This is a genomic window from Nitrosomonas communis (assembly GCF_900114745.1).
Lineage (GTDB): Bacteria > Pseudomonadota > Gammaproteobacteria > Burkholderiales > Nitrosomonadaceae > Nitrosomonas > Nitrosomonas communis_A.
On the sequence record NZ_FOUB01000012.1, the window covers coordinates 21,069 to 43,626 of the forward strand.

Annotated in this window: 22 protein-coding genes and 2 pseudogenes; 9 read left to right on the plus strand and 15 right to left on the minus strand. The window is 45.7% G+C overall.

Annotated elements, in window-relative coordinates; genetic code table 11:
• Positions 1 to 8 precede the first annotated feature (8 nt).
• From BM122_RS06625 to BM122_RS06645, 7 genes and pseudogenes are all read right to left on the minus strand, one after another.
• A complete protein-coding gene (locus tag BM122_RS06625) occupies positions 9 to 290 on the minus strand; it encodes a hypothetical protein (protein ID WP_074904590.1) in 282 nt (93 codons plus the stop codon).
• On the minus strand, positions 287 to 1,036 hold the full coding sequence (locus BM122_RS06630) for a transposase (protein WP_074904591.1): 750 nt from the start codon (positions 1,034 to 1,036) through the stop codon (positions 287 to 289). Before BM122_RS06630 ends, BM122_RS06625 begins: the two co-directional genes overlap by 4 nt.
• Positions 1,033 to 1,581 carry an N-6 DNA methylase gene (locus BM122_RS24895; RefSeq protein WP_256211925.1) on the minus strand — a complete coding sequence of 183 codons (549 nt, stop codon included), beginning with the start codon at positions 1,579 to 1,581 and terminating at the stop codon, positions 1,033 to 1,035. Before BM122_RS24895 ends, BM122_RS06630 begins: the two co-directional genes overlap by 4 nt.
• Positions 1,572 to 2,354 carry a class I SAM-dependent DNA methyltransferase gene (locus tag BM122_RS24900; RefSeq protein ID WP_371264898.1) on the minus strand — a complete coding sequence of 261 codons (783 nt, stop codon included), beginning with the start codon at positions 2,352 to 2,354 and terminating at the stop codon, positions 1,572 to 1,574. Before BM122_RS24900 ends, BM122_RS24895 begins: the two co-directional genes overlap by 10 nt.
• Entirely contained in the window at positions 2,255 to 2,488 is a 234-nt protein-coding gene (locus BM122_RS24905; RefSeq protein ID WP_371264899.1) for a type I restriction-modification system subunit M N-terminal domain-containing protein, read from the minus strand. Before BM122_RS24905 ends, BM122_RS24900 begins: the two co-directional genes overlap by 100 nt.
• 62 nt (positions 2,489 to 2,550) lie before the next feature.
• A pseudogene (gene hsdR, locus BM122_RS06640) lies at positions 2,551 to 4,920 on the minus strand (EcoAI/FtnUII family type I restriction enzme subunit R).
• Between the two features lie 37 nt (positions 4,921 to 4,957).
• Entirely contained in the window at positions 4,958 to 5,773 is an 816-nt protein-coding gene (locus tag BM122_RS06645) for an inositol monophosphatase family protein (RefSeq protein ID WP_074904592.1), read from the minus strand.
• A 47-nt stretch (positions 5,774 to 5,820) separates the two neighbouring features.
• Here BM122_RS06645 and BM122_RS06650 point away from each other — a divergent pair, with 47 nt between their 5' ends.
• Positions 5,821 to 6,558 (plus strand): RNA methyltransferase, encoded by a 738-nt coding sequence (locus BM122_RS06650; RefSeq protein WP_074904593.1) that lies wholly within the window; start codon positions 5,821 to 5,823, stop codon positions 6,556 to 6,558.
• Positions 6,559 to 6,737: 179 nt separating this feature from the next.
• A complete protein-coding gene (locus BM122_RS06655) occupies positions 6,738 to 7,481 on the plus strand; it encodes a 4-aminobenzoate synthase (protein WP_074904594.1) in 744 nt (247 codons plus the stop codon).
• Positions 7,482 to 7,547: 66 nt separating this feature from the next.
• Here the strand turns inward: BM122_RS06655 and BM122_RS24910 are convergent, their stop codons facing one another.
• The 3 genes from BM122_RS24910 to BM122_RS24920 form a co-directional block, all read right to left on the minus strand.
• Positions 7,548 to 7,916 (minus strand): LysR substrate-binding domain-containing protein, encoded by a 369-nt coding sequence (locus BM122_RS24910; protein ID WP_256211926.1) that lies wholly within the window; start codon positions 7,914 to 7,916, stop codon positions 7,548 to 7,550.
• A gap of 109 nt (positions 7,917 to 8,025) precedes the next feature.
• Positions 8,026 to 8,289, minus strand: a complete 264-nt coding sequence (locus tag BM122_RS24915) for a LysR substrate-binding domain-containing protein (protein WP_256211927.1) — start codon at positions 8,287 to 8,289, stop codon at positions 8,026 to 8,028.
• A gap of 18 nt (positions 8,290 to 8,307) precedes the next feature.
• A complete protein-coding gene (locus tag BM122_RS24920; RefSeq protein WP_256211928.1) occupies positions 8,308 to 8,460 on the minus strand; it encodes a helix-turn-helix domain-containing protein in 153 nt (50 codons plus the stop codon).
• A gap of 166 nt (positions 8,461 to 8,626) precedes the next feature.
• On the opposite strand from BM122_RS24920, the pseudogene BM122_RS24925 reads away from it, so the two are divergent.
• The 3 genes and pseudogenes from BM122_RS24925 to BM122_RS06670 all read left to right on the plus strand — a co-directional run bounded on the left by BM122_RS24925 (position 8,627) and on the right by BM122_RS06670 (position 11,493).
• A pseudogene (locus tag BM122_RS24925) lies at positions 8,627 to 9,483 on the plus strand (hypothetical protein).
• A 230-nt stretch (positions 9,484 to 9,713) separates the two neighbouring features.
• Positions 9,714 to 10,856 carry a 5-methyltetrahydropteroyltriglutamate--homocysteine S-methyltransferase gene (metE, locus tag BM122_RS24930; RefSeq protein WP_256211929.1) on the plus strand — a complete coding sequence of 381 codons (1,143 nt, stop codon included), beginning with the start codon at positions 9,714 to 9,716 and terminating at the stop codon, positions 10,854 to 10,856.
• A gap of 217 nt (positions 10,857 to 11,073) precedes the next feature.
• The gene (locus tag BM122_RS06670) at positions 11,074 to 11,493 is read left to right on the plus strand and encodes a YqaA family protein (protein ID WP_074904595.1); all 420 of its coding nucleotides are present in this window, start codon (positions 11,074 to 11,076) and stop codon (positions 11,491 to 11,493) included.
• Between the two features lie 45 nt (positions 11,494 to 11,538).
• Here the strand turns inward: BM122_RS06670 and grxD are convergent, their stop codons facing one another.
• The 5 genes from grxD to creA form a co-directional block, all read right to left on the minus strand.
• A complete protein-coding gene (grxD, locus tag BM122_RS06675) occupies positions 11,539 to 11,847 on the minus strand; it encodes a Grx4 family monothiol glutaredoxin (protein WP_074904596.1) in 309 nt (102 codons plus the stop codon).
• Between the two features lie 139 nt (positions 11,848 to 11,986).
• Positions 11,987 to 12,841: a peptide chain release factor N(5)-glutamine methyltransferase gene (gene prmC / locus BM122_RS06680; protein ID WP_074904597.1), complete on the minus strand. Its 855-nt coding sequence runs from the start codon at positions 12,839 to 12,841 to the stop codon at positions 11,987 to 11,989.
• Positions 12,842 to 12,882: 41 nt separating this feature from the next.
• A complete protein-coding gene (prfA, locus tag BM122_RS06685) occupies positions 12,883 to 13,962 on the minus strand; it encodes a peptide chain release factor 1 (protein ID WP_074904598.1) in 1,080 nt (359 codons plus the stop codon).
• Positions 13,959 to 15,212, minus strand: a complete 1,254-nt coding sequence (gene hemA / locus BM122_RS06690) for a glutamyl-tRNA reductase (protein ID WP_074904599.1) — start codon at positions 15,210 to 15,212, stop codon at positions 13,959 to 13,961. The genes prfA and hemA overlap by 4 nt, the downstream gene beginning before the upstream one ends.
• Positions 15,213 to 15,343: 131 nt before the next feature.
• Positions 15,344 to 15,838: a protein CreA gene (creA, locus tag BM122_RS06695; RefSeq protein WP_218152021.1), complete on the minus strand. Its 495-nt coding sequence runs from the start codon at positions 15,836 to 15,838 to the stop codon at positions 15,344 to 15,346.
• A gap of 885 nt (positions 15,839 to 16,723) precedes the next feature.
• Here creA and BM122_RS06700 point away from each other — a divergent pair.
• The 4 genes from BM122_RS06700 to mgtE all read left to right on the plus strand — a co-directional run bounded on the left by BM122_RS06700 (position 16,724) and on the right by mgtE (position 22,427).
• Positions 16,724 to 18,574: a ribonuclease catalytic domain-containing protein gene (locus tag BM122_RS06700; RefSeq protein ID WP_074904600.1), complete on the plus strand. Its 1,851-nt coding sequence runs from the start codon at positions 16,724 to 16,726 to the stop codon at positions 18,572 to 18,574.
• Positions 18,575 to 18,767: 193 nt separating this feature from the next.
• The gene (locus BM122_RS06705) at positions 18,768 to 19,649 is read left to right on the plus strand and encodes an energy transducer TonB (RefSeq protein ID WP_074904652.1); all 882 of its coding nucleotides are present in this window, start codon (positions 18,768 to 18,770) and stop codon (positions 19,647 to 19,649) included.
• Positions 19,650 to 19,732: 83 nt separating this feature from the next.
• The gene (aroE, locus tag BM122_RS06710) at positions 19,733 to 20,557 is read left to right on the plus strand and encodes a shikimate dehydrogenase (protein ID WP_074904601.1); all 825 of its coding nucleotides are present in this window, start codon (positions 19,733 to 19,735) and stop codon (positions 20,555 to 20,557) included.
• Between the two features lie 427 nt (positions 20,558 to 20,984).
• Positions 20,985 to 22,427: a magnesium transporter gene (gene mgtE, locus BM122_RS06720; RefSeq protein ID WP_074904603.1), complete on the plus strand. Its 1,443-nt coding sequence runs from the start codon at positions 20,985 to 20,987 to the stop codon at positions 22,425 to 22,427.
• Positions 22,428 to 22,558: the final 131 nt, after the last annotated feature.

Consider the following 22,558-nt stretch of genomic DNA (forward strand, 5'->3'; position numbering starts at 1 on the left):
TCCTCCAGCTAAATTGCTGGCAGTGGCTTGGATGCCTTGATTTTGCCTTCCTTAATCAACCGCTGTTTTTCTATTTCGATTTCCTTCAACAATTTACTTGCAGGTAGATCATTCGGATCCTGCCGCACCAGCTTGCCCTGCATCGCGAGCGCCAGTATCAGTTTACGCAGTTTCTTGATGCCATCGGGCGCGGTAAAGGCCGCATCGAAATAGCGCTCCAGCAAACGGGCAGACATTGCCTCCATCTCCGTACTAAGTAGGTTTAAGGCATAATCATGGGGATGATTCATGCCTCACCCCTACCTTGCCTGCACAGCAAATTCAATTGATCCAGTTGCCATTGCAGCGGATTATTGTGGATATATTCGCGGATTTGATCCCAATCCGGTTCGCTGCGGATGATGTGTTCCCAATAATTACGTTGCCATAATTTACCGCCAAACGGCGGCCAACCATGTTGTTTCACGCCGGTGATATACACATGGGTGGTAATCGATTTGAATGCCTGGATAATGCGCCCGACCGTATCGGGCAATGTACCGCGGGGACGGGTATGTATCGCCGGATGGGGTCGAATACGAGATTCGCCCCTACGGTTGATATTCCGCGTTGCGTAGGGGCGATCCTTGTGATCGCCCCCATCGTTCATATTCCCAACCACATGCGGGCGGATACATGATTCAGGGCGAATATAAGATTCACCCCTACGGTTGATATTTCGCATCGTGTAGGGGTGATCCTTGTGATTACCCGTTTTAGAATCACCCTCCTGCAATACCAGTATCCCATGAATATGATTGGGCATGACGACGAATTCATCTAATTCCAGCGTATCAAATCGAACTGGTAATTGATGCCATACGGCATGAATCATCTTGCCTGCCTCATTCAATTGCATTTCGCCGTTAACAATCTCTCCAAACAGGCATACCTTCTGTTGAGTACAGATGGTCGCAAAATACGCCCCCGCCTGTGCATAATCGTATCCCTGTAACCGGATGGAACGGCGATGATGGCTGGTCGTCTCGTCATTCATGTTCCCTTGCTTTCTCCCAGCGCCTTGATCAATTCCTGTTTCAGCGCGGTTTGGGCGGCTTCAAGCCGTTGGACGATCTGCTGATATTCTTGCATCCATTCTTCAGGATCACCGTGGTCAATTGCCACTTCATGTGGATGCTTGCAGTCAAGGTTGTAATTGCGTGCAGCGATCTCGTCCGCAGATACCTTCCAGGCGTGTTCAGTGGTTTTACGGTAGTTCCACCAAGCCTTCTCCCGCTTGAATTCCTGGATGGTCAACGGCTTCGAACGTGAATAGGATTTGTAACCCGGCGGATAAGGATGCTCAAAAAACCAGATGTCCCGAGTTGATCCGCTTCTATTAAAAAACAGAATATTGGTGGCAATGCTGGTGTAGGGGCTGAACACCCCCTTGGGCAGGCGCACCATGGTATGCAGGTTGAACGCTTCTAGCAGCTCCTGTTTGAGTGTAGTCTTCACTCCTTCGCCAAACAAAAAGCCATCGGGCAGCACCACGGCTGCACGGCCAGTGTCGTGCTTGAGCAAATGCATGATCAGCGCCATGAAGAGATTAGCCGTTTCACGCGTCTAGTATTTGCGCGGAAAGTTGTGTCAATGCCGTCTTCTTCCATTCCGCCGAATGGGGGATTGGTGACAACGATATCGACCCGATCCCTGGGGCCGTAATCCTTGAGCGGCCGACTGAGAGTATTATTATGTCGAATGCGCGTGGGTACATCGATGCCGTGCAGCATCATGTTGGTCATCGCCAACATGTGCGGCAGCGGTTTCTTTTCCACACCGTGGATACTCGCCTGCAAGGTTCTAAGATCGTCAGCGTTGTTGACCTGCTGCTTGAGATGCTCAATGGCGCAGGTAAGAAAACCGCCGGTACCACAGGCCGAATCGAGAATGAGTTCGCCCAGTTGCGGGTTGAGCACATCCACCATGAGCTGGGTCACCGCGCGCGGGGTGTAGTATTCCCCTGCATTACCGGCAGATTGCAGATCAGACAGGATTTTTTCATAGATATCATTGAACAGATGACGATCCGTGGAAGAATTGAAATCCACATCCGCTTCGATCGTGTTGATCACCTGCCGCAGCAAGGTTCTGGATTTCATGTAGTTATAGGCATCCTCGAACACTGAGCCGACCACCTTGCCATGCGGCGGTACGCCTGCGGCAGTGGCCAGTTTCTTGAGCGAGGGAAACAGCTCATTATTGACGAAATCGATCAGATCCTCCCCTGTAATACCCTCCGCGTCTTTCGCCCAGTTTGTCCAGCGCAGTCGGCTTGGCAGCGGCGATTGATATCCTGGCACGGCAATTGCCATTCCTGCTCCTTGTCGTCGAAGATTTTCAGAAAAATCAGCCAGACCATCTGGCTGATGCGCTGCGCGTCACCATCGACGCCTACGTCCTTGCGCATGATGTCCTGGATGGTTTTGACGAGTGTACCGATTGGCATAAGTTTTCGCGTTCCCCGTCATTCCTGCCTGCGCGGGAATGACGGTTGTTTATACTTATTTTTCATATACTATAAAGCGCCTGTTCCAGCTCTTGCACTGCCTGCTGATAATGTTCCAGCTCACCGAAGGCGCGAATGATCTCGATCGGTGTGCCGAATTGGATAAAGGGCAAGACCGTGAGAATCTGCATTTCTTCAATTTGTGTGACGCCTTCATCCGCGTATTTATCCAGCAGCGCCTCCAGCACGCGTCGCGCCTGCTCGCCATAGCGAGTAAAGTAGTCGCGCTTCTTGACTTGCTCTGCACGTTCCCGGCGTGTCAGCGGAGGTTTACCCCAGGCAATATGGCAAATCAAGTCGAACGGATCACACTCCCTACTGATTTCCTCGGCCAGTGCATCAAAGAAGATGCCTTCGTTAGCCAGTTCTTCGATAACCGCCTGTTTCTTTGCCGCGCTGTTCCAGCGGCGCAGAAAATCATCCATTGAGGCGAACGAATGGGCCAGCGTCTTACGCGTGTAATCCTTGAGTGATTCGGTGATCAGCTTACCGTTCGTGTCGAAATACTGCACCCACTCGGCAGCGACCTTGACTTCAACACTGGCCACCACATAACGGAGGATACTCTCCCCTTCTTCTCCCTCATTAATTCCAGCCCAAGTTTGATCAGATCTTGCTTGCGCGTATTTGAAATCATTTTCCAGCATAGCACCATCGGGTAACTCTGGCGGTACCGGTGATTCTCCGGCTTGAGGGATGTAAATTTGTACGGGATCACCATCGAAATCCGGGTCGGCAAACAGTTCGATGACCTTCTTGAAATCGATAATGGTGAAGTAGTATTGCCATAATCTTCATTGATGCGTGTGCCACGCCTGATGATCTGCTTGAACTCGGTCATCGACTGTATGCGCTGATCGAGCACGATCAGCTTGCAGGTCTGGGCATCCACGCCGGTACTCATCAGTTTGGACGTGGTCGCGATCACCGGGTACTTCGATTCAGGAAAAATAAAGTCATCGAGCTAGTTCTTGACCTTCTTCGCTGTCCCCAGTAATACGCATGACGTATTTGCTATTTTGTGTCATCAGATCGGCATTCTCATTGACCAGTGCCTGACGCATGCGCTCGGCATGATCGATATTTTCGCAGAAAACGATGGTTTTATCGAAACGGTTAGTCTGTTTCAAGAATTCGGTGATCTTCCTGGCCACCAACTGGGTGCGCTGTTCCAGTACCAGCGTTCGGTCAAAATCCCGTTGGTTATAAATGCGGTATTCGATTTCATACCCGTGCTTGTCCACCATGCCTTTGTCGGGCCGCCAGCCGGCCAGGTCACGGTCAAGATCGATGCGCACCACCTTGTATGGCGCAAGAAAGCTATCTTCGATACCCTGTCGCAGCGAATAAGTGTAAATCGGTTCGCCAAAATAATCGATGTTAGAGGCTTCTTTTGTCTCCTTGGGGGTTGCGGTCAAGCCAATCTGGGTCGCTGCGGAAAAAAATTCCAGTATCTGGCGCCAGGCGGAATCTTCCGCTGCGCTGCCGCGATGACGTTCATCCACGACAATTAAGTCAAAAAAATCTGGACTGAACTGCTTGTAGATATTTCGCTCTTCCTCCGTGCTTGTCACGGCCTGATAGAGGGAAAGGTAGATTTCATGAGACTTGTTGGCCTGCCGTTTCTGGATTTTGGTCCTGGCTGCGCCAAACGGCTTGAAATCATTAGTCATGGTCTGATCGACCAGAATATTACGGTCGGCCAGAAACAAAATGCGCTTCCTGGCCTTGGCTTTCCACAAACGCCAGTGATCTGAAAGGCTGTGAAGGTCTTACCGGTACCGGTTGCCATGACCAGCAGAATGCGCTGCTTGCCTTGCGCAATCGCCTCGATAGTGCGGTTGATGGCGAGCAACTGATAGTAACGCGGGGTTTTATTGCTGCCGTCACTGTAATAATCCTGCGTGATCAGAGCATGCTGCTGCCCGTGGATATGAATGCCCTTATGCGTCAGCCACTCCTGCCACAGCATTTCGGCAGATGGAAATTCATGTAAGTCCAGCTCGCGTTCGATCAGGCCATCGGCCGTAATTTTGTTATGAAACAAAAAGCCATCGCCGTTCGAACTGAAGACAAAAGGCGCCTGCAGCAGCTCAGCATAATTGAGTCCCTGTTGCATGCCAGCGCCGATGGCGTAATTGTTGTCCTTGGCTTCGATCACGGCAATCGGTATATTGGGCTTGTAGAACAACACATAATCAGCCCGCTTGTGCTGCGCGCGCGTGCAAGCGACCACGCACAATGATACGCCCTTTAGTCAGCAGAAATTCTTCCCGCACCTGGCTCGCGATACCCCACCCTGCCTGTTGCAAGGCGAGCATGATGAATTGGGTGCAGATATCGCGTTCAGAGAGTTGCTTTGTATGCATCATTCAACTCCCTTGCTTCTTTTCCCCGCGATAATGTTGCTTATTTGTTAGCCGCTATCAGTTGAGGGGTTAAGTGTGGCGCGATAATTTGCAGCAACTGAACGAAAATCTTGGGGTTGCCTGCAACAATCTGTCCACTTTTCAAGTAATTCTCATTGCCTTCCAGATCGCTGACCAGCCCGCCTGCTTCGAGAATAAGCAGACAGCCTGCGGCGATATCCCAGGGGGACAAACCGATTTCCCAAAAACCGTCATAACGCCCGGCGGCAACATAGGCCAGATCAAGCGCAGCGGAGCCCGGGCGGCGGATGCCAGCCGTTTTGGGAATAATGTCCTTGAACATGGCGAGGTAAGCTTCCAGAAAGGACAGATCTCGGAACGGAATACCCGTCCCGATCAAAGAATCAGCCAGCAGGCCGCGCTTACTGACGCGGATGCGTTGATCGTTAAGATAAGCGCCGCGCCCACGGCTGGCGGTGAATAATTCATTGCTGACTGGATCGTACACGACCGCTTGGGATAACACCCCTCGATGCAATAAGGCAATCGATACCGCATATTTGGGGAAACCATGCAGAAAATTGGTCGTACCATCCAGCGGATCGATGATCCATTGGTATTCTGATTTTTTGGCGTCTCCGCGATTACCGCTTTCTTCTGCTAGAATCGAATGGGTAGGGTAAGCATCCATCAATACTTTAATGATGGCTTCTTCAGCCGCACTATCTACTTCACTGACAAAATCACTGTGCGATTTGCGTGAAACAGTCAGAATATCGAGGTTTCGTGAAGCCTGATTGATAATACTGCCTGCACGGCGCGCGGCTTTTACCGCGATGGTTAGCATTGGATGCATTTTATAAGACCAAGAAATAAAAAAATTGAGAAAAGGCTAATTTTAATATGAATCGTTGCTGTCCGCTCGCCAATGTCCGTATCGTATTAAGCCATACCAGTCACCCCGGCAATATCGGCGCAACTGCAAGAGCGATGAAAACAATGGGGCTAAGCACGCTCTACCTGGTCAACCCTAAATCCTTTCCGGACCATGAGGCGGACGTGCGTGCCAGCAACGCACGAGACATCCTCGAGCAAGCCAGCGTGGTGAGCAACTTAGAAGAAGCGCTGCATGATACCGTGCTCACTGTAGCGATGACTGCCCGCCTACGCAATCTCTCTCACCGCATTCTTGATGCTAGGCAGGCTGCGAAGGCGCTACTTGAGCATGCATCCAACTCTCCAGTAGCGCTGGTTTTTGGCAGAGAGAGCTCGGGTCTGACTACAGTTGAAATCAGCAAGTGCCAGCTCACGGTACATATTCCGACCAATCCCGATTATTCTTCACTCAATCTGGCCGCTGCTGTGCAAATCATGGCTTATGAACTGCGCATGGCGTTGACTGAAACAACGCTGATACCTCCTCAGCAGCCAGCTTATCAGCTCGCTAACTTCCAAGAAATTGAGTTGTTTTATCGCCACTTGGAGCAGGCCATGATCGACAGCGGGTTTCTTGACCCCAAACAGCCTAAACGACTCATGCAACGGCTGCATCGTATGTTCGCGCGTACCCAACTGGAAAAAGAAGAAGTAAACATATTGCGCGGTATACTCAGTGCATTGGAAAAGCATCGTTCAGCATAAGTTATGTTGTTTGGATTGATTGTTTGGATTGACTTAACTAGCTTATTTAGCGATGATTGCAACTGATACTTCTTCAACCACCTTTTGAGATAGTAAGTAAACTGATTATCCAGACCGATTATCTAGTCCGTATCGTTAGTTATTTCACAAACTCACTGATTACAATAAAAGGAATGACCATGACAACCAATACAATCTTTAAACACAAAGTTAATGCCATTATCAGCAGCAGACACTTATTAAAACATCCTTTTTATATGGCTTGGACCGAAGGCAAGCTGACTAAAGATCAGTTGCGCCACTATGCGGAACAATATTTTTATAATGTCCTGGCTGAACCGACCTATCTGAGTGCAGTGCATTTCAATACACCTCATATTCATGCTGAAACGAATAGCGGTGATATTAGTGTGCGTCAGGAAATACTCAAAAATTTAATTGATGAAGAACATGGTGACGGTAATCACCCTGCTTTATGGAAAGCATTTGCTTTTGCTCTGGGTGCAGATGATAAAAGCCTGGCCAATGCCCCTGCTCTGCCTGAAACAGAAAATCTGGTTTCTACCTTCCGTGATATTTGCCTAAATCAGCCTTTTTATGCTGGCTTGGCTGCACTTCATGCATTTGAGTCACAAGTCCCAGATATCGCCGCAGTGAAAATTGATGGGCTGGCCAACTTCTACGGCATGAATAATCCGAAAGATTACGCATTCTTCTCGGTTCATCAGCAAGCGGACATTTACCATTCACAAGCAGAGTGGGCCATCATTGAGCGTTTTGCTGACACGCCAGAAAAACAAGCTGAAGTGCTCGCGGCTACTCAACGCGCTTGCGATGCACTCTGGAAGTTCCTGGATGGTATTCATGAAACTTATTGCACGAATCTGATCTGCGATCAAAAAGCGGCTGTGACACTGCATTAATTGAGCCTACACGGGTGGATAGGTATCTATCCACCCAACATCATTAGCATTCCTTTTTTCCTGCCTTCATTCCAAAGGAATGACACCTTCTAAAGTAGCAAAGCATTGATCCCGGCTGGTAGTCAGAAAATCCCGCAAGTACGTAAGGAAAGCATCCTCTTTACGTGCTGATATGAATAAATCGCTCCATAGCCCATTGGCGCCGATGCGCCGCGCAATGACGTAATCGTGATCGACATAGTTTTTGATCCCCCAATTGGGCAAGGCAGCGATTCCTCGACCGCTTGCCACCAATTGCAAAATAGCCACGGTCAGCTCCGCTGTGCGCCGCTTGCAGGATATGCCCGCAGGCAGCAATACCTTGCTGATCAGATCAATACGCTCTTCTGGCACGGGGTAAGTGATCAGCGTCGTATCGGCAAAATCGGTCGCCATTAGCATTCTTTTTTAGCCAGCTCATGACCGGGCGCAAGCATCGCCAGAATTTCGAAACGAAACAAGGAATAGTGAACAATGTCTCGCTGTGGTTTGTTTTCTGAACTAATCACAATTCCGCCTCCCCGCGCTTGAGGAGCTTGATAGGATCGGCGTGAAATCCAGAAGCCACATCCAGTTCTACTTCTGGCCAATGCTTACGAAAACTATCCATGATAGGCATCAACCAGTCAAAACAGGTATGGCATTCCAGCGCAATACGTAAATTTCCGCTTGTTCTCTGGGCGATTCTAGCGAGATCGCGCTCGGCCGCCTGCACTTCCTTGATAACTTTTTCTGCTAACTGGACAAGACGTTCTCCTGCATCAGTCAACTAGATAGCGTGTCCCTGTCATTCAATCAGCGATATCTGATAATAGTCCTGTAATGCCTTAATCTGATGGGAAAGTGCTGATTGCGTAAGATACACGCGCTTGGCGGCGAGCGATAAACTGCCAGTGTCCTGGAGCGCAGTCAAAGTTCGAAGATGACGTAATTCGAGCATATGAAGTTATGAATATATGAATTATATTCATAAGTCTAATACATTTTTTCATTTGATTCATAGCTCAATCTGCCACACAATGAGTACTCTTTTAATCCCATAAGAGAAGAGCAATTATGGCTTTAACACACAATCTAGGATTCCCCGCATAGGTGCACAGCGGGAATTGAAGCAAGCGCTTGAAGCATACTGGCGCAAGGATATCGACGTGCAGCAATTACAAGATCAGGCAAAAGCCATTCGGAAAAAAACTGGCTGCTACAAGAGGAAGCAGGTCTAAATCTGCTACCTGTTGGCGATTTTGCCTTGTATGACCACATGCTCAATATGACTGTATTACTGGGTGCAATACCTGAGCGTTTCAATTCGAGTCAGCATGACACGATGGTCGATCTGTATTTTGCCATGGCACGGGGGACACCCAATCAATCGGCGATGAAGATGACCAAGTGGTTCAATACCAACTATCATTATATCGTTCCGGAATTTAACAGACAGACCCATTTTCAGATCACCTCAGAGCAGTTGTTTGGCGAGATCAAGGAAGCCCAGGCATTGGGTATTTCTCCCAAGGTGGTATTGATTGGGCCGCTGACGTATTTATTTATGGGCAAGGAAACAGAAGTGGGTCTTAATCGCTTGGAGTTATTGCCCCGTTTGCTGCCCGCTTATCACAACATTCTATCTAGAATGGCAGCATCGGGCGTCCAGTGGGGACAGATGTATGAGCCCTGCCTGGCATTTGAGCTAGAAGAAATCTGGTTAGAAAAGCGAAGTGAAGTCTATACAACCTTACAAGGAAGCGGCCCACAATTGTTGCTGATGACCTATTTTGATGCCATTGATGAACATGCGTCAAGACTCAAAGCTTTACCCGACCCGTCGATGGCCTGCATATTGATTTATGTCGCGCACCGCATTAACTCGATGCATTTCTTGCCGATTATCCGGTCAATAAAGTACTTTCACTGGGTATCATCGATGGGCGCAGCGTGTAGCGCGCTGATCTTTCCCAAGCATTAGCAACTTTGTCAAAAGTACAATCTTTCCTTGGTGAACGATTATGGATTGCACCCAGCTGCTCGTTATTGCACTGCCCAGTCGATCTCGAACTGGAAACTAGGCTGATGGTGAAATTAAAAACTGGCTGGCTTTTTCATCCCAAAAACTCAACGAAATTGTCATTCTGGGACGTGGATTAAATCAGGGAAAAGCATCAATCCAAACTTTTCTGCAAGAGTCCGCTGAAAAGCTTGGCAGGCAAGGCAGCAATCCAAACGGATACATCATCCGGTGTGGTACAAGAACGAGTGAAAAGATTAACACAGTGCGATTGTCAGCGTCACCATCCCTTTGCGCAACGGCAGTCTTTGCAACAGCAATATTTTCAGTTACCACTACTACTAACCACCACCATCGGATCATTCCCTCAAACAACCGAAATTCGCAAAGTCAGAGCCGCTTTCAAAAAATGGGAGCTCAGTCATATGGACTATCTTGAGGCAATGCGTGCTGAAATCCAGAATGTCATCCATCAACAGGAAGAAATAGGGCTTGATGTGCTCGTACATGGCGAAGCCGAGCGCAATGATATGGTTGAATATTTTGCAGAGCAGTTATGGGGTTATGCTTTTACCGAAAATGGCTGGGTGCAAAGCTATGGTTCGCGCTGTGTTAAATCATCTATTCTCTATGGTGATATTTACCGCCCGGAGGCAATGACAGTCAACTGGATCAGCCACGCTCAGAGCCTGACCAGCAAACCGGTCAAGGGTATACTGATAGGTCCGGTGACCATGTTGATGTGGTCATTCGTACGCAATGATCAACCATATTCTGAAACAGCGCTGCAGCTTGCTCTTGCCATCCGTAACAAAGTAAAAGATTTGGAGCAAGCAGGGATTAGTATGATTCAGATCGATGAACCCGCTTTTCGCGAAGGGCTTCCGCCGAAAAAATCAGCTTGGTCTGAATACCTGCAGTGGGCAGTTAAGGCATTTCGCATTGCTAGTTCAGGTGTAAAGGATGAAACACAGATTCATACCCATATGTGTTATTCGAAATTTAACGATATCTTACCAGCAATTGCCGAAATGGACGCAGATGTCATTACCATTGAGACCTCACGCTCCCGCATGGAATTACTGGATGCATTCGTGCAGTTTGCTTATCCTAATGAAATCGGCCCAGGGGTATATGACATTCACTCTCCACGCATTCCGGATACGGGTGAAATGCTGGCATTATTGAAAAAAGCACTCCGACACATCCCACCCCAACAATTATGGGTCAATCCCGATTGCGGCCTAAAAACCAGGGATTGGGCTGAGACTCATGTCGCATTGAAGAAAATGGTCAGTGCGGCACCTATCCTGCGTAATAGGTTAGCTGTATGATGTCATCTATGGGAAGAGCAGCACCATTCATGCACTGAAAAAGTTTGAGCGGTTGCATATGCATTACCAACTATAATTACAATTAACCTAAAAGCCGCTATAAGGTTGATTGTATGAGTGGCTTAAAAACCTCCGAATCAATCTAAAAAACTACTTATTCCGCTCTCTGTCAAATTCAACAGCATAAACAAGTTATTCCTCAATTTTTAGCATTATCATGGATGAACAATCAAGTCTGCTAGCATTGTTTACTAGCAGTTTTCTGTCTGCCACTCTTCTGCCAGGGGGCTCAGAGGCGGTATTAGCAGGCGTGCTCATGGCTTATCCTGAACTTTACAGTTCAGCCTTGAGCGTCGCAACACTTGGCAATACACTGGGCGGAATGAGTTCTTATGTGATTGGCCGTTTATTGCCAGATGAAAAAGCGATGCGTAGCAAAATTGGTAACAAAAATCGTGGATTAGAATGGGTGCACCATCATGGCGCGCCGATTCTCTTTCTTTCCTGGTTACCCTTGATCGGTGACGTATTGTGTGTCGCTGCAGGCTGGTTGCGCATTCACTGGCTTTGGGCCGTTATATTCATTGCTGCAGGAAAATTTGCACGTTACTGGGTCATTGCTACCGCAATTAGTTAGTCCCCAGAGACTGGGGACCAGCTAATCATTAGTTAATCTAATCTATTATTTCTCAAGTAATTTCTTTAACTCTCCACTCTGATACATCTCGCTCATGATATCTGAACCACCGATAAACTCACCGTTTATATAAAGCTGTGGAATAGTCGGCCAATTAGAATACTCTTTAATTCCCTGACGAACTTCCGGATCAGCGAGTACATCAACCGAGAATAAATCTTTAACGCCACATGCATTGAGTATCTTAACGGCATTGGCAGAAAACCCACATTGGGGTTGCTCAGGTGTACCTTTCATATAAAGCACTACGGGATGAGTAGTAATTTGCTGCTCAATCACCTCATTAGCATTCACGTCTCGATATCCTCCTTAAATGATTATTTCGAAAGCTAATTTTATTATTAGATTACTAGAATAACATTATGGTTCTATTTCTTATTAGTAATTATTGTGATATCTCACCATTCCGCAAGCATACCGCATTAATTATATTCTAGTAGTGAGCTTTTGTTGCCAGCGCACGCTCATCACGTTGCCCGCCACTCACGCGTAGTATCCCTGCCAGATCGGGACAGGAGAATATGTTAATAAAATTGCATTCTGCCAGCAATTGCCGGCAAATATTGGCTTGATCATAACCATGCTCTAGTAGCAGCTCACCCCCTGCAGTCAAAAAATCTGGTGCATTGGCAATAATTTGACGAATACATGCCAAGCCATCATTCAGTGCCATCAGTGCGATATGAGGCTCAAAACGTAGATCACCTTGGTTCAGATGGGGATCTCCCTCGGCCACATAAGGTGGATTCGAGATAATCAGATTAAATTCATTATAATCCAATCCATCAAACCAGTTCCCTGCACATATCTGCACATTATGGATACCCAGTCTTTGTGCATTCAACCGAGCAATTGACAATGCATCGGGTGAGAGATCGACTGCCGTAACATGAGCTAATGGCCGATGTTTGCCAATGGTGAGTGCAATTGCGCCACTTCCTGTGCCTAAATCAAGCACATTACAGGTTTGATTAAGCGGAATACGTGATAAAGCCAGTTCTACCAGTAATTCTGTTTCCGGTCGAGGAATTAAAACAGCAGGCGTAACCTTAAAAGTCAAATCATAGAATTCACGTTCACCGACAAGATAGGCAACTGGCTCACCTGCAGCTCTCCTCGTTACCAGCAATTGGAAAGTATCCAATTGCTCGTGATTCAATACATCATCTGAGTGAGCAGCAAGAAAGGCAGCATCTACATTTAACGCATATTGAAGCAATAGGCGTGCCTCTATATAATCTATAAGGCGATGTGCATCTTGTAGTGCCTGTGCTATCGTGACCTGCATACTTGCGCAGCTATTTTAAAGTGATTACTTCTCTAGAGCCGTCATTTTTCCATCAGAGATGCCAACTGCTCTGCTTGATGTTCAGCCATCAATGCTGAACACAGCTCATCAAGATCGCCATCCATAATTTGGTCCATCTTATAAAGCGTGAGATTAATGCGATGATCTGTCACTCGCCCTTGCGGAAAATTATAGGTGCGAATCCGCTCGGAGCGCTCTCCGCTTCCCACCAGTGATTTGCGCGTCGCCGCCTGCTCTGCCTGCTGCTCACGCATTTGCTTATCGAGAATTCGAGCAGCCAACACACTCATCGCTTGCGCCTTGTTTTTATGCTGAGAACGCCCTTCCTGACATTCGACGACGATACCCGTGGGCAAATGGGTAATACGAACGGCTGAATCTGTTTTATTGATATGCTGACCGCCTGCACCGGATGCCCGGAAGGTATCGATTCTTAACTCAGCCGGATTCAGTTCAACACCGGTTATTTCATCTACTTCTGGAATAACCGCAACGGTACAGGTAGAGGTATGTACTCTTCCTTGAGTTTCTGTTGCTGGCACACGTTGCACACGATGGGCACCTGATTCAAACTTGAGCCGAGAATAAGCCCCATAACCGATAATCCTGGCGATGATTTCCTTGTATCCACCTACATCAGAAGGGCTTTGTGAAATGATCTCGACTTGCCAGCGCTGACGCTCAGCATAGCGTGCATACATACGAAACAGATTACCCGCAAACAATGCAGATTCATCCCCACCCGTGCCTGCACGAATTTCCAAAAAAATATTACGCTCATCATTGGGATCTTTGGGCAGTAACTGTTTAAGCAGCTCAGCTTCGATTTTCTGGAGTTTCTCTTTTCCAGCGACAATTTCGGCTTCAGCAAACTCCCGCATGTGGGGTTCGGCGATCATCTCTCGGGCTGTTTGAATATCCAGCTCAGTTTGCTTATAAGCCTGATAAAGCTCAACCACTGGGACAATCTCCGCCCGCTCACGCGTAAGCTTGCGATATTTATCCAGATCGGCTGTAATTTTCTCGCTGCTCAATAGCTGGTTCAATTCCTCCAGCCGCACACTCAGACGAGTGAGCCGGTCTGCAATACTTTTATTCATTGTGGGTAATGTAATTGATATAACCGATTGATCAGCTCGACCAGCTTATCCCGCTCATCATCGGCTGCATGATTCAGCATACTGGAAGGAAGGTGTAAGAATTTGTTGGTCAATCCATTACTGAGCGATTCGAGTATCTTTTCCGGATTTTCACCTTTTGCCAACAACTTTTGCGCACGTGTAAGCTCATGCCTTCGAAAGCGCTCCGCCTGATCTCGCAATGCTCTGATGGTCGGAACGAGTTCGCGTGTTGCCAGCCAGCGCATAAAATCAATTACATTGGTTTCAATGATGGTCTCAGCTTGGGCAACTGCGCTGAGGCGAGAGTCCAGTCCCTCTTTGACTATATCTGCCAAATCATCAACATAATAAAGAAATACATCATCCAGCTCTGAGACTTCCAGTTCGACATCTCGAGGGACTGCCAAATCGACAATAAAAATGGGGCGATGTTTACGGATCTTGGTGGCACGTTCCAACATGCCCTTACCCAAGATCGGTAAGGGACTTGCAGTACAGGTCACCACGATATCGTGCAACGCTAGCTGTTCAGGTAATTCACTAAGTGGAATAGCTCGCGCATTGAAGCGTCGCGCTAATGCTTCGGCCCGTTCCGTAGTGCGATTGGCAACTGTAATCCGCTTGGGGCGCCTGGCAACAAAGTGGCTAGCACAAAGCTCGATCATCTCACCCGCACCAATAAATAGGACATTCTGTTCACTAATATCGCCAAAGATCCGCTCCGCTAAGCGCGCAGCGGCAGCAGCCATTGATACGGAACAAGCACCAATCTCAGTAGATGTTCGGACTTCCTTAGCCACAAAAAAAGTATGTTGAAACAACTTGTGCAGCAATAATCCCAGCGTACCAGCATTCTGCGCTGACTTGATCGCATTCTTCATCTGACCGAGTATCTGTGGTTCACCCAGCACCATAGAATCCAGCCCGCTGGCAACCCGAAAAGCATGCTTGACTGCCTGCTCTCGTGGCAATCGATAAAGATAAGGATCTAATTCGCGTTCGAGCAAATGATGAAATTTTGTGAGCCAATGTATCGCCGCGTCTGGTTTATCAGTGTTACAGTAAATTTCTGTACGATTACATGTCGAAACAATGGCAGCTTCTTTAACTGCATGATTTCCCACCAAATCATGCAAAGCATGCTCCATTGTATTTTCATTAAATGTAACCTGCTCACGTATGTTTAGCGGTGCTGTATTGTGATTGATACCAAAGGCAAATAGTTGCATGAAAGGTGATCTTTAAATAACTAAAAATCGGAAATGCATCATTATAGCGGAAGTTTAAGCGCTATCAATGAAAGTAATAGGCTCGCCTTACACACTTCTTCTAACTACCTCATAGATTTTAAGTGATTAAATTAGCGCCACGGCATAATTGGAATAGTAGAGATACTGTTTTTAGGTGATCCCTCAATAATTCTATCGCTATAGGTTAGATAAATCAGTACATTGCGTTTAGGGTCATAAAAACGCACCACCTGTAATGTCTTAAATAGCAACGAGGTACTTTTCTTAAATACTTCCTCACCATCTTCCTTGCCATTTTTCACATTCTCGGGTAGTTCGATTGGACCTACCTGACGACAAGCTATTGAAGCATCAGAAGTATCCTCAGCCACTCCCACCGTACCCTTAATACCGCCTGTTTTTGCCCGACTGAGATAACAGGTCGCTCCCGCAATATCCGGATCATCAAATGCCTCAACGACAATTTTATCATTAGCACCCCAAAACTTGAATTTAGTAGATACACTACCAATTTGTTCAGCCATTAAAGGGGAAGAAAACAATAAGACTAAAATCAATATTAAGAACTTGATTTGCTGGGGAATATTTAACAAATAATTCATCATATGGTTTCTCCATTTCATCATACTCTATGCTCTATCATTACTTAGTTAGATTTTTAATCAAAATCTCGTTGAACACTTAGCTTAGATGACATAAATCGACAAATGTTTAATTGCACTTATGGACGGCTAGTATAAAACTGCCCCATCAATTCAAGGCATTGTCAAGCTTGTGTCATTGCACAAGCGCGAAATTGGGATATCCCCATGAATGGACGAAAATTTTAACTTGCATCTCCTAACGATAAAAGTGTTTTATTATTAAATTCCCACTAATCCCCAAATGCCATGTAAAACCATAACCTTTTATTACATGCAAGAAAAATTGACGCAAATTTACTTTAGCCCACCAATGAAACTCATTTCATCTCCCAATAGCATGAAAAAATGTTAAACATTCAAACTTTATCGCAAAGTATTTGTCTTAATAACATGATAATAAAAATTATCTATCATTATCCGTGTACTTCATACTGTGAAGAGAAAAGCAACCAAGTATTGCCAAAAAATCACGAATCCAAAAATGAGTAGAGAAAATAATATTTAACACATTCTGCGCGAAGAATCTGAGCATATCAAACTAAAAGATGGAAGCTAAGAATCCTGGAATACCAAAGAATAGCTGCCATACGAGATATTCACATTTTCCTTAGTTTTCAGTCTCTATACTTGCTTTACTCCATTTAGTCGTTTTTATTTTGTAGTACCATTAAATTACGTATACAGAAAAGGCCATTCAGGCTTGGAAGATTATATTTAATAATCATATTGTTAAATATGATAACATTTACTATGAGTCTAACTCGATTAACGAATAAAATTCTGGCGATCTTTGCGTCAAGGGTTCTTGTCAACAATTCCTCGATTTTCGTCTGAAAGGATCATGCCGTGAACGTTTTTTACGAAGAATCCGGTATTTTTAAGGTTGGCGCCGTTCTTGCTGACAATACGACTTCTTTACAAGTAGAAGCATCACACGGTAAACGCTCCAAAATCAAAGCTTCCGCAGTATTGTTAAGGTTTGAGATGCCACCTTTATATGAATTTATGTATCAGGCACAGCAGATTGCTGCTGATCTGGATACTGATTTTCTCTGGGAATGCTGCGCGAATAGCGAAGAATTTTCGAGCCATACTTTAGCTGCTGAATATTTTGGACGTTCACCTAGTCCAGTAGAAGTAGCTGCAATCATGATTCTTCTGAATAGTGCGCCAATGTATTTTTACAGAAAAGGACAAGGGCGTTATAAAGCCGCTCCAGCTGAAGCTTTACGAGCAGCGCTTGCCAGTCAGGAAAAGAAACGGCTGGAAGCAGAACAGCAAGCTCGTTATAAGCAACAACTGAGCACCTTCATTCTTCCTGAAGAATTCAAGTTACAATTGGATGACCTGCTTTATAAACCAAATAAAAATACCATTGAGTGGAAAGCGCTCGAATCAGTCTGTACTGCAACTAAGCTCAGTGTCCCCAAATTATTGGAAAGATGTGGTGCTATATCCTCCACCCACGATTATCACTTTAATCAATTTCTGAGAGAGCATTTTCCGGAAGGTATCGACTTCAATCTACCTGAAGTAGATGATATATCTCGTGATTTTGAAAATTTACCGATAGCAGAGGTAGTAGCTTTTAGTATTGACGATGCTACCACCACTGAAATTGATGATGCTTTCTCAGTTACACCGCTCGCTCTGGGAAGCTTTCGTATTGGTATCCATATAGCGGCACCGGCCTTAGGAATTACCCCTGGTTCTTTTTTGGATAAAGTGGCTGCAAAACGCCTTTCGACTGTTTATTTACCCGGGCAGAAAATTACCATGCTGCCTGAAAAAACGATCGATTTTTATACTCTCAGCGAAACGCGATTATGTCCAGCCATTTCGCTTTATCTGGATGTAGCAGACGATTTTACCGTAACAGCTTCTCAAAGCCGGATAGAAAAAATCAGAATCGTCGCTAATTTACGTCACGATACCTTGGAACAACAGTTTAATGAAGATACACTGAGAAAAAATCTCACAAATTACCCTTTTGCGAATGAGCTGAGTCTACTTTGGAATTTTTCCCGCAAAATGGAAATGTTCCGAGGCAAGGAAAATGACATCAATAATGAAAAAATTGATTATAGTTTTTTTGTTGAGCAGGATCGCATCTCTATTCAAGAGCGTCGGCGCGGCTCACCAATCGACAGAGTCGTTTCTGAATTAATGATTTATGCGAATACTGAATGGGGCAAACAACTTGCCGATGCGAGAATCGCAGGTATTTATCGCAGCCAAAATGGGGGAAAAGTAAAAATGAGTCTTTCTCCAGCCCCTCATCAGGGACTTGGTGTAGCCCAGTATGCTTGGAGCAGCTCTCCAATGCGCCGTTATGTAGACTTAATTAATCAGCGGCAGCTTATCGCATTACTCACGGATGCACTACCACCCTATACTAAAGAGAGCGATGAATTGTTGATATCAATGCGGGATTTCGAACAAGCTTATAGTATATATGGTGATTTCCAACGCGCTATGGAGCGTTATTGGTGTTTGCGTTGGCTGCTTCAGGAAAACATTGAAGTAACAGGGGCACAAGTCATAAAAGAAAACCTGGTAAAGCTCGATCGCATTCCTTTGATCGTGCGAGTGCCTTCATTACCAGACCTCTTACCGGGCACAGTGGTTAAGTTAGAATTATCCCAAATTGACTTGATTGAATGTACCTTGAATTCACGATTTTTATATAAAGAATAAGTGAGAAAGTATATTTTTTATTTATGAGATACTTTTCACTTATCGCTGATTATTCCAAATGGCTAAGCGAGAAATAAGTGTTCGTCGGTCCAGCTAGCGGGACGTATCGTAGATTTGCTCACAAGCGCTCATATGAGTTGGTTAACTTTATCTAGCCGTTATTTGCTCTAAGATGTTAGATCACAGCCTTTCGATGCCCTATCCTGGGTCATCTTATCGACCAAAACGCTTCTATGTCGCCATACTGATTTCACTGCTCCTACATGCAGTCATCCTATGGGGGATCACTTTTAAGGTACCGCAACCTGCCGTCAATAATGTTGCAAAATCGCTGGAGGTCATTTTGGTCAATGGTAAATCTGAGCAAAAATCCATCGAGACGAATATATTGGCACAAGCCAATTTGGAGGGAGGTGGTAATATTGATGAAGATCGGCGTGCTAAATCGCCTTCTCCAGTATTACCCCAAACCAAACCATTAATTAATCTTGCTCAAGCAACCAAAAAAACAAGACAACTAGAAAACGAAGTCAAGAAACTCATGACTGCTGTTGAAAGCAAACCCCGTATCATTGAAGCCGAACCTCAGACAGAACAATCTGAAGACAAGCCAGTGCCCAAGCTTGATAGTACAAATTTGTTACAGCGTAGCCTTGAAATTGCACGCCTGGAAGCCCAAATCAACAAAGAATACGAAGCATATCAGAAACGTCCCAAGCGCAGATATATCGGTGCACGCACAAAAGAATATCGTTTTGCGCGTTATGTAGAAGACTGGCGACTCAAGGTCGAACGCATCGGTAATTTGAACTACCCGGAAGAAGCCAGGAAACAGCAGCTTTATGGCAATTTGCAGCTAACTGTAGGCATTCGATCAGATGGCAGCCTTGAGTCCATTGGAATTGATCGTTCATCTGGAACCAAGGTTCTCGATGATGCTGCCATTTATATAGTCAGATTAGCGGCTCAGAATGGTTTTGCACCTTTTCCGCCCGATATCAGTCGAGACACGGATATTTTACATATTACCCGTACCTGGGTATTTGCACGTTCAGATGAATTACTCAGCCAATAATCAGTAGAACAAATATCATTTGTTCAGCCTATTGATTGCCAGTTAAAATTTCATATCTCTGCCACGCATTACAAAATAACTTTATGCCTGATTTTTATGCAGTAATTGGCAACCCTATACACCATAGCAAATCACCCATCATCCACAAGCTATTTGCACAAGAGACTCAGCAGGATATGCAGTATGAGGCTATTCTGGCATCCTTGGATGGTTTCGAAGCGGCAGTCAAAGCATTTCAGCAACGGGGAGGTAAGGGTATGAATGTAACCCTTCCGTTCAAGCTTGAAGCTTATGCCCTATCTACTCGTTTAACAGACCGAGCAAATGCCGCTCAAGCCGTCAATACACTCAAATTTAATGGAAACAATGATATTCTAGGTGATAACACGGATGGAACCGCACTGGTTCATGATATCGAGGTTAATCAACATGTTGCCATTGCCGGCAAAAGTATTCTATTAATGGGTGCAGGCGGTGCTGCACGAGGCGCTATTTTGCCACTGCTAAAACTCAAACCACGCATACTTGCCATTGCCAACCGCACTAAAGAGAAGGCGCAAGTGTTACAAAGACAATTTTCTGCTCATGGCAATGTCTTATCGGGACATTATCAGGATTTCTCTGGAGAGAGCTTCGATATCATTATCAATGCTACTTCAGCGAGCCTCCATGATGAGTTACCTTCTTTACCGGGAGGTATCTTTTCTAAAGAATCGCTTGCTTATGACATGATGTATGGTGAAGAGTTGACACCATTTTTAAGGTTTGCTCAGCAGCAAGGAGCTAGTAAGTTAGTTGATGGTATTGGCATGCTTGTTGAACAAGCTGCGGAATCTTTTTTCTTATGGCGTGGCATTCGACCAGAAACGAAAAAAGTAATTGAAATATTAAAGAATAATGGGCACTAAACAGTACTGATGCTATTCATTGTATACGGAATATTAATCCTTATCTCAGCCTTTAATTAACCCTCATTGCCTATCCAATCAAAAGGACGCGAAGGCGATCTGCAGACAGTATCAATCATACGGCAAGGTGAAGCCGACAAAGTCAGGGTTGATTCAGAAATAGAATAAAAGCGGCTTTTAAGCTAAAACTTTCCAGTTTTTACTCGCTGGTACAATGCACCTGACTGAGTTAACATTCATCCCCTTAAAAGTCAGTTCTTTTATTGTAATTTCACAGTTAATAAGTCTGTAAAAATTAACTCCTATTCCTGTGATATAACGGAAAAAGGCAATGCTTATCTCATTCTGTCTTTTGATCAATAGGAATTGAGTTTCTATTTGCTCTTTTTGTTTATTGTGACAACCCTTCCTCCATCGGAAATCTGCCATGACTGAAGATAGCCATTCTCATGAAAATGAAGACTTACAAAGCATACTGGAGCGAATCACTTATTTAATTCGTAAATACAGATTAGTAGAAGGGTTAGTACGCCTGCAAGATTCCCCGCGTCAAGATTTGGTGGGATCGATTATCCAGAAACAAAATTTGGCAATTCTTCAGAATGTACTTGAGAAGCTTCATCCAGCAGACATCGCGCATATTCTGGAAGTATTACCATTGGAAGACCGTCTCTTTATATGGGGTCTGGTCAAGACTGAGAATGATGGAGAGGTGCTACTCAAAGTTTCCGACGCTGTGCGCGAAACACTGATTGCGGATATGGGTAGCAGCGAGTTAGTAGCCGCTGCCGAGCAACTGAATGCAGATGAAATTGCCGATCTGGCACCGGATTTACCCAGCGAAGTCATCGAGGATGTATTCCGGGCTTTGCCGTTGGAAGAGCGCGAGCAGTTACGCGCAGCCATGTCGTATCCTGAAGATTCTGTAGGTGCACTCATGGATTTCGACGTCATTACGATACGTGAAGATGTCAGGCTGGAGGTGGTACTGCGTTATTTACGACGCCTGGGTGAATTACCAGACCATACCGATCAGTTAATTGTAGTTGATCGCAATGAGCATCTCAAAGGTGTTTTGCTACTGAATAAGCTATTAGTAACCGATCCTGACGTCATGGTCAGCGATGCAATGACAGTTAAAATGGTTAAATTCCATCCCTATGACAAAGCACAACAAGCAACCCAGGCTTTTGAACGCTATGATCTTGTTTCCGCTTCGGTGGTTGATGTGGATGGCAAGCTATTAGGGCGAGTAACCGTAAATTCGGTATTAGATTTCATTCGTGAAAAAGCTGAAAGCGAGGCACTTAGCCAAGCAGGTCTGAGTGAAGAAGAGGATTTGTTTGCACCCATCTGGAAAAGTGTCAGGAATCGCTGGGCATGGCTTGCCATTAATTTAGTGACAGCTTTTATTGCCTCACGTGTCATTGGTCTGTTTGAGGGTTCCATCGAGAAATTGGTTGCACTGGCTGCACTGATGCCTATCGTGGCAGGGGTAGGTGGAAATTCCGGGAATCAAACCATTACCATGATCGTTCGTGCCATTGCGCTAGGCCAGGTCAGCACTGACAGTACACTTAAGCTGATCGGTAAGGAAATCGGTGTCAGTCTGGTAAACGGTCTGGTTTGGGGAAGCATCGTTGGATTATTTACTTATCTCATTTATCAGAATATTTCACTTGGCCTCGTCATGGCCCTCGCCATGATTCTGAACCTCCTGTTAGCCGCATTAGTGGGAGTACTTATCCCATTAACCCGAATAAAACTGGGCCGCGACCCAGCCATCGGCTCCAGCGTCATGATCACTGCTGTCACCGATAGTGGCGGTTTTTTTATTTTTCTGGGGCTTGCTACGCTCTTCTTGTTATGAGCCATCCCGAAGCAACTACCGAATAGATTGTGTAGGGCGTAATAGCGAAGCGTATTGCGCCGAATGCTAAACCTTTTTGTCATGGCGGCGCAATACGGCTTCGCCTATTGCGCCCTACGGCACTGATCCTT

Bases quoted from the DNA above. Each gene is read 5' to 3' on its own strand.
- BM122_RS06625 (WP_074904590.1), bottom strand. From the start codon at position 290: ATGAATCATCCCCATGATTATGCCTTAAACCTACTTAGTACGGAGATG.
- BM122_RS06630 (WP_074904591.1), bottom strand. From the start codon at position 1,036: ATGAATGACGAGACGACCAGCCATCATCGCCGTTCCATCCGGTTACAG.
- BM122_RS24895 (WP_256211925.1), bottom strand. From the start codon at position 1,581: ATGGCGCTGATCATGCATTTGCTCAAGCACGACACTGGCCGTGCAGCC.
- BM122_RS24900 (WP_371264898.1), bottom strand. From the start codon at position 2,354: ATGGCAATTGCCGTGCCAGGATATCAATCGCCGCTGCCAAGCCGACTG.
- BM122_RS24905 (WP_371264899.1), bottom strand. From the start codon at position 2,488: ATGCCAATCGGTACACTCGTCAAAACCATCCAGGACATCATGCGCAAG.
- BM122_RS06645 (WP_074904592.1), bottom strand. From the start codon at position 5,773: ATGCATCCAATGCTAACCATCGCGGTAAAAGCCGCGCGCCGTGCAGGC.
- BM122_RS06650 (WP_074904593.1), top strand. From the start codon at position 5,821: ATGAATCGTTGCTGTCCGCTCGCCAATGTCCGTATCGTATTAAGCCAT.
- BM122_RS06655 (WP_074904594.1), top strand. From the start codon at position 6,738: ATGACAACCAATACAATCTTTAAACACAAAGTTAATGCCATTATCAGC.
- BM122_RS24910 (WP_256211926.1), bottom strand. From the start codon at position 7,916: ATGGCGACCGATTTTGCCGATACGACGCTGATCACTTACCCCGTGCCA.
- BM122_RS24920 (WP_256211928.1), bottom strand. From the start codon at position 8,460: ATGCTCGAATTACGTCATCTTCGAACTTTGACTGCGCTCCAGGACACT.
- BM122_RS06670 (WP_074904595.1), top strand. From the start codon at position 11,074: ATGGATGAACAATCAAGTCTGCTAGCATTGTTTACTAGCAGTTTTCTG.
- prmC (WP_074904597.1), bottom strand. From the start codon at position 12,841: ATGCAGGTCACGATAGCACAGGCACTACAAGATGCACATCGCCTTATA.
- prfA (WP_074904598.1), bottom strand. From the start codon at position 13,962: ATGAATAAAAGTATTGCAGACCGGCTCACTCGTCTGAGTGTGCGGCTG.
- hemA (WP_074904599.1), bottom strand. From the start codon at position 15,212: ATGCAACTATTTGCCTTTGGTATCAATCACAATACAGCACCGCTAAAC.
- creA (WP_218152021.1), bottom strand. From the start codon at position 15,838: ATGATGAATTATTTGTTAAATATTCCCCAGCAAATCAAGTTCTTAATA.
- BM122_RS06705 (WP_074904652.1), top strand. From the start codon at position 18,768: ATGCCCTATCCTGGGTCATCTTATCGACCAAAACGCTTCTATGTCGCC.
- aroE (WP_074904601.1), top strand. From the start codon at position 19,733: ATGCCTGATTTTTATGCAGTAATTGGCAACCCTATACACCATAGCAAA.
- mgtE (WP_074904603.1), top strand. From the start codon at position 20,985: ATGACTGAAGATAGCCATTCTCATGAAAATGAAGACTTACAAAGCATA.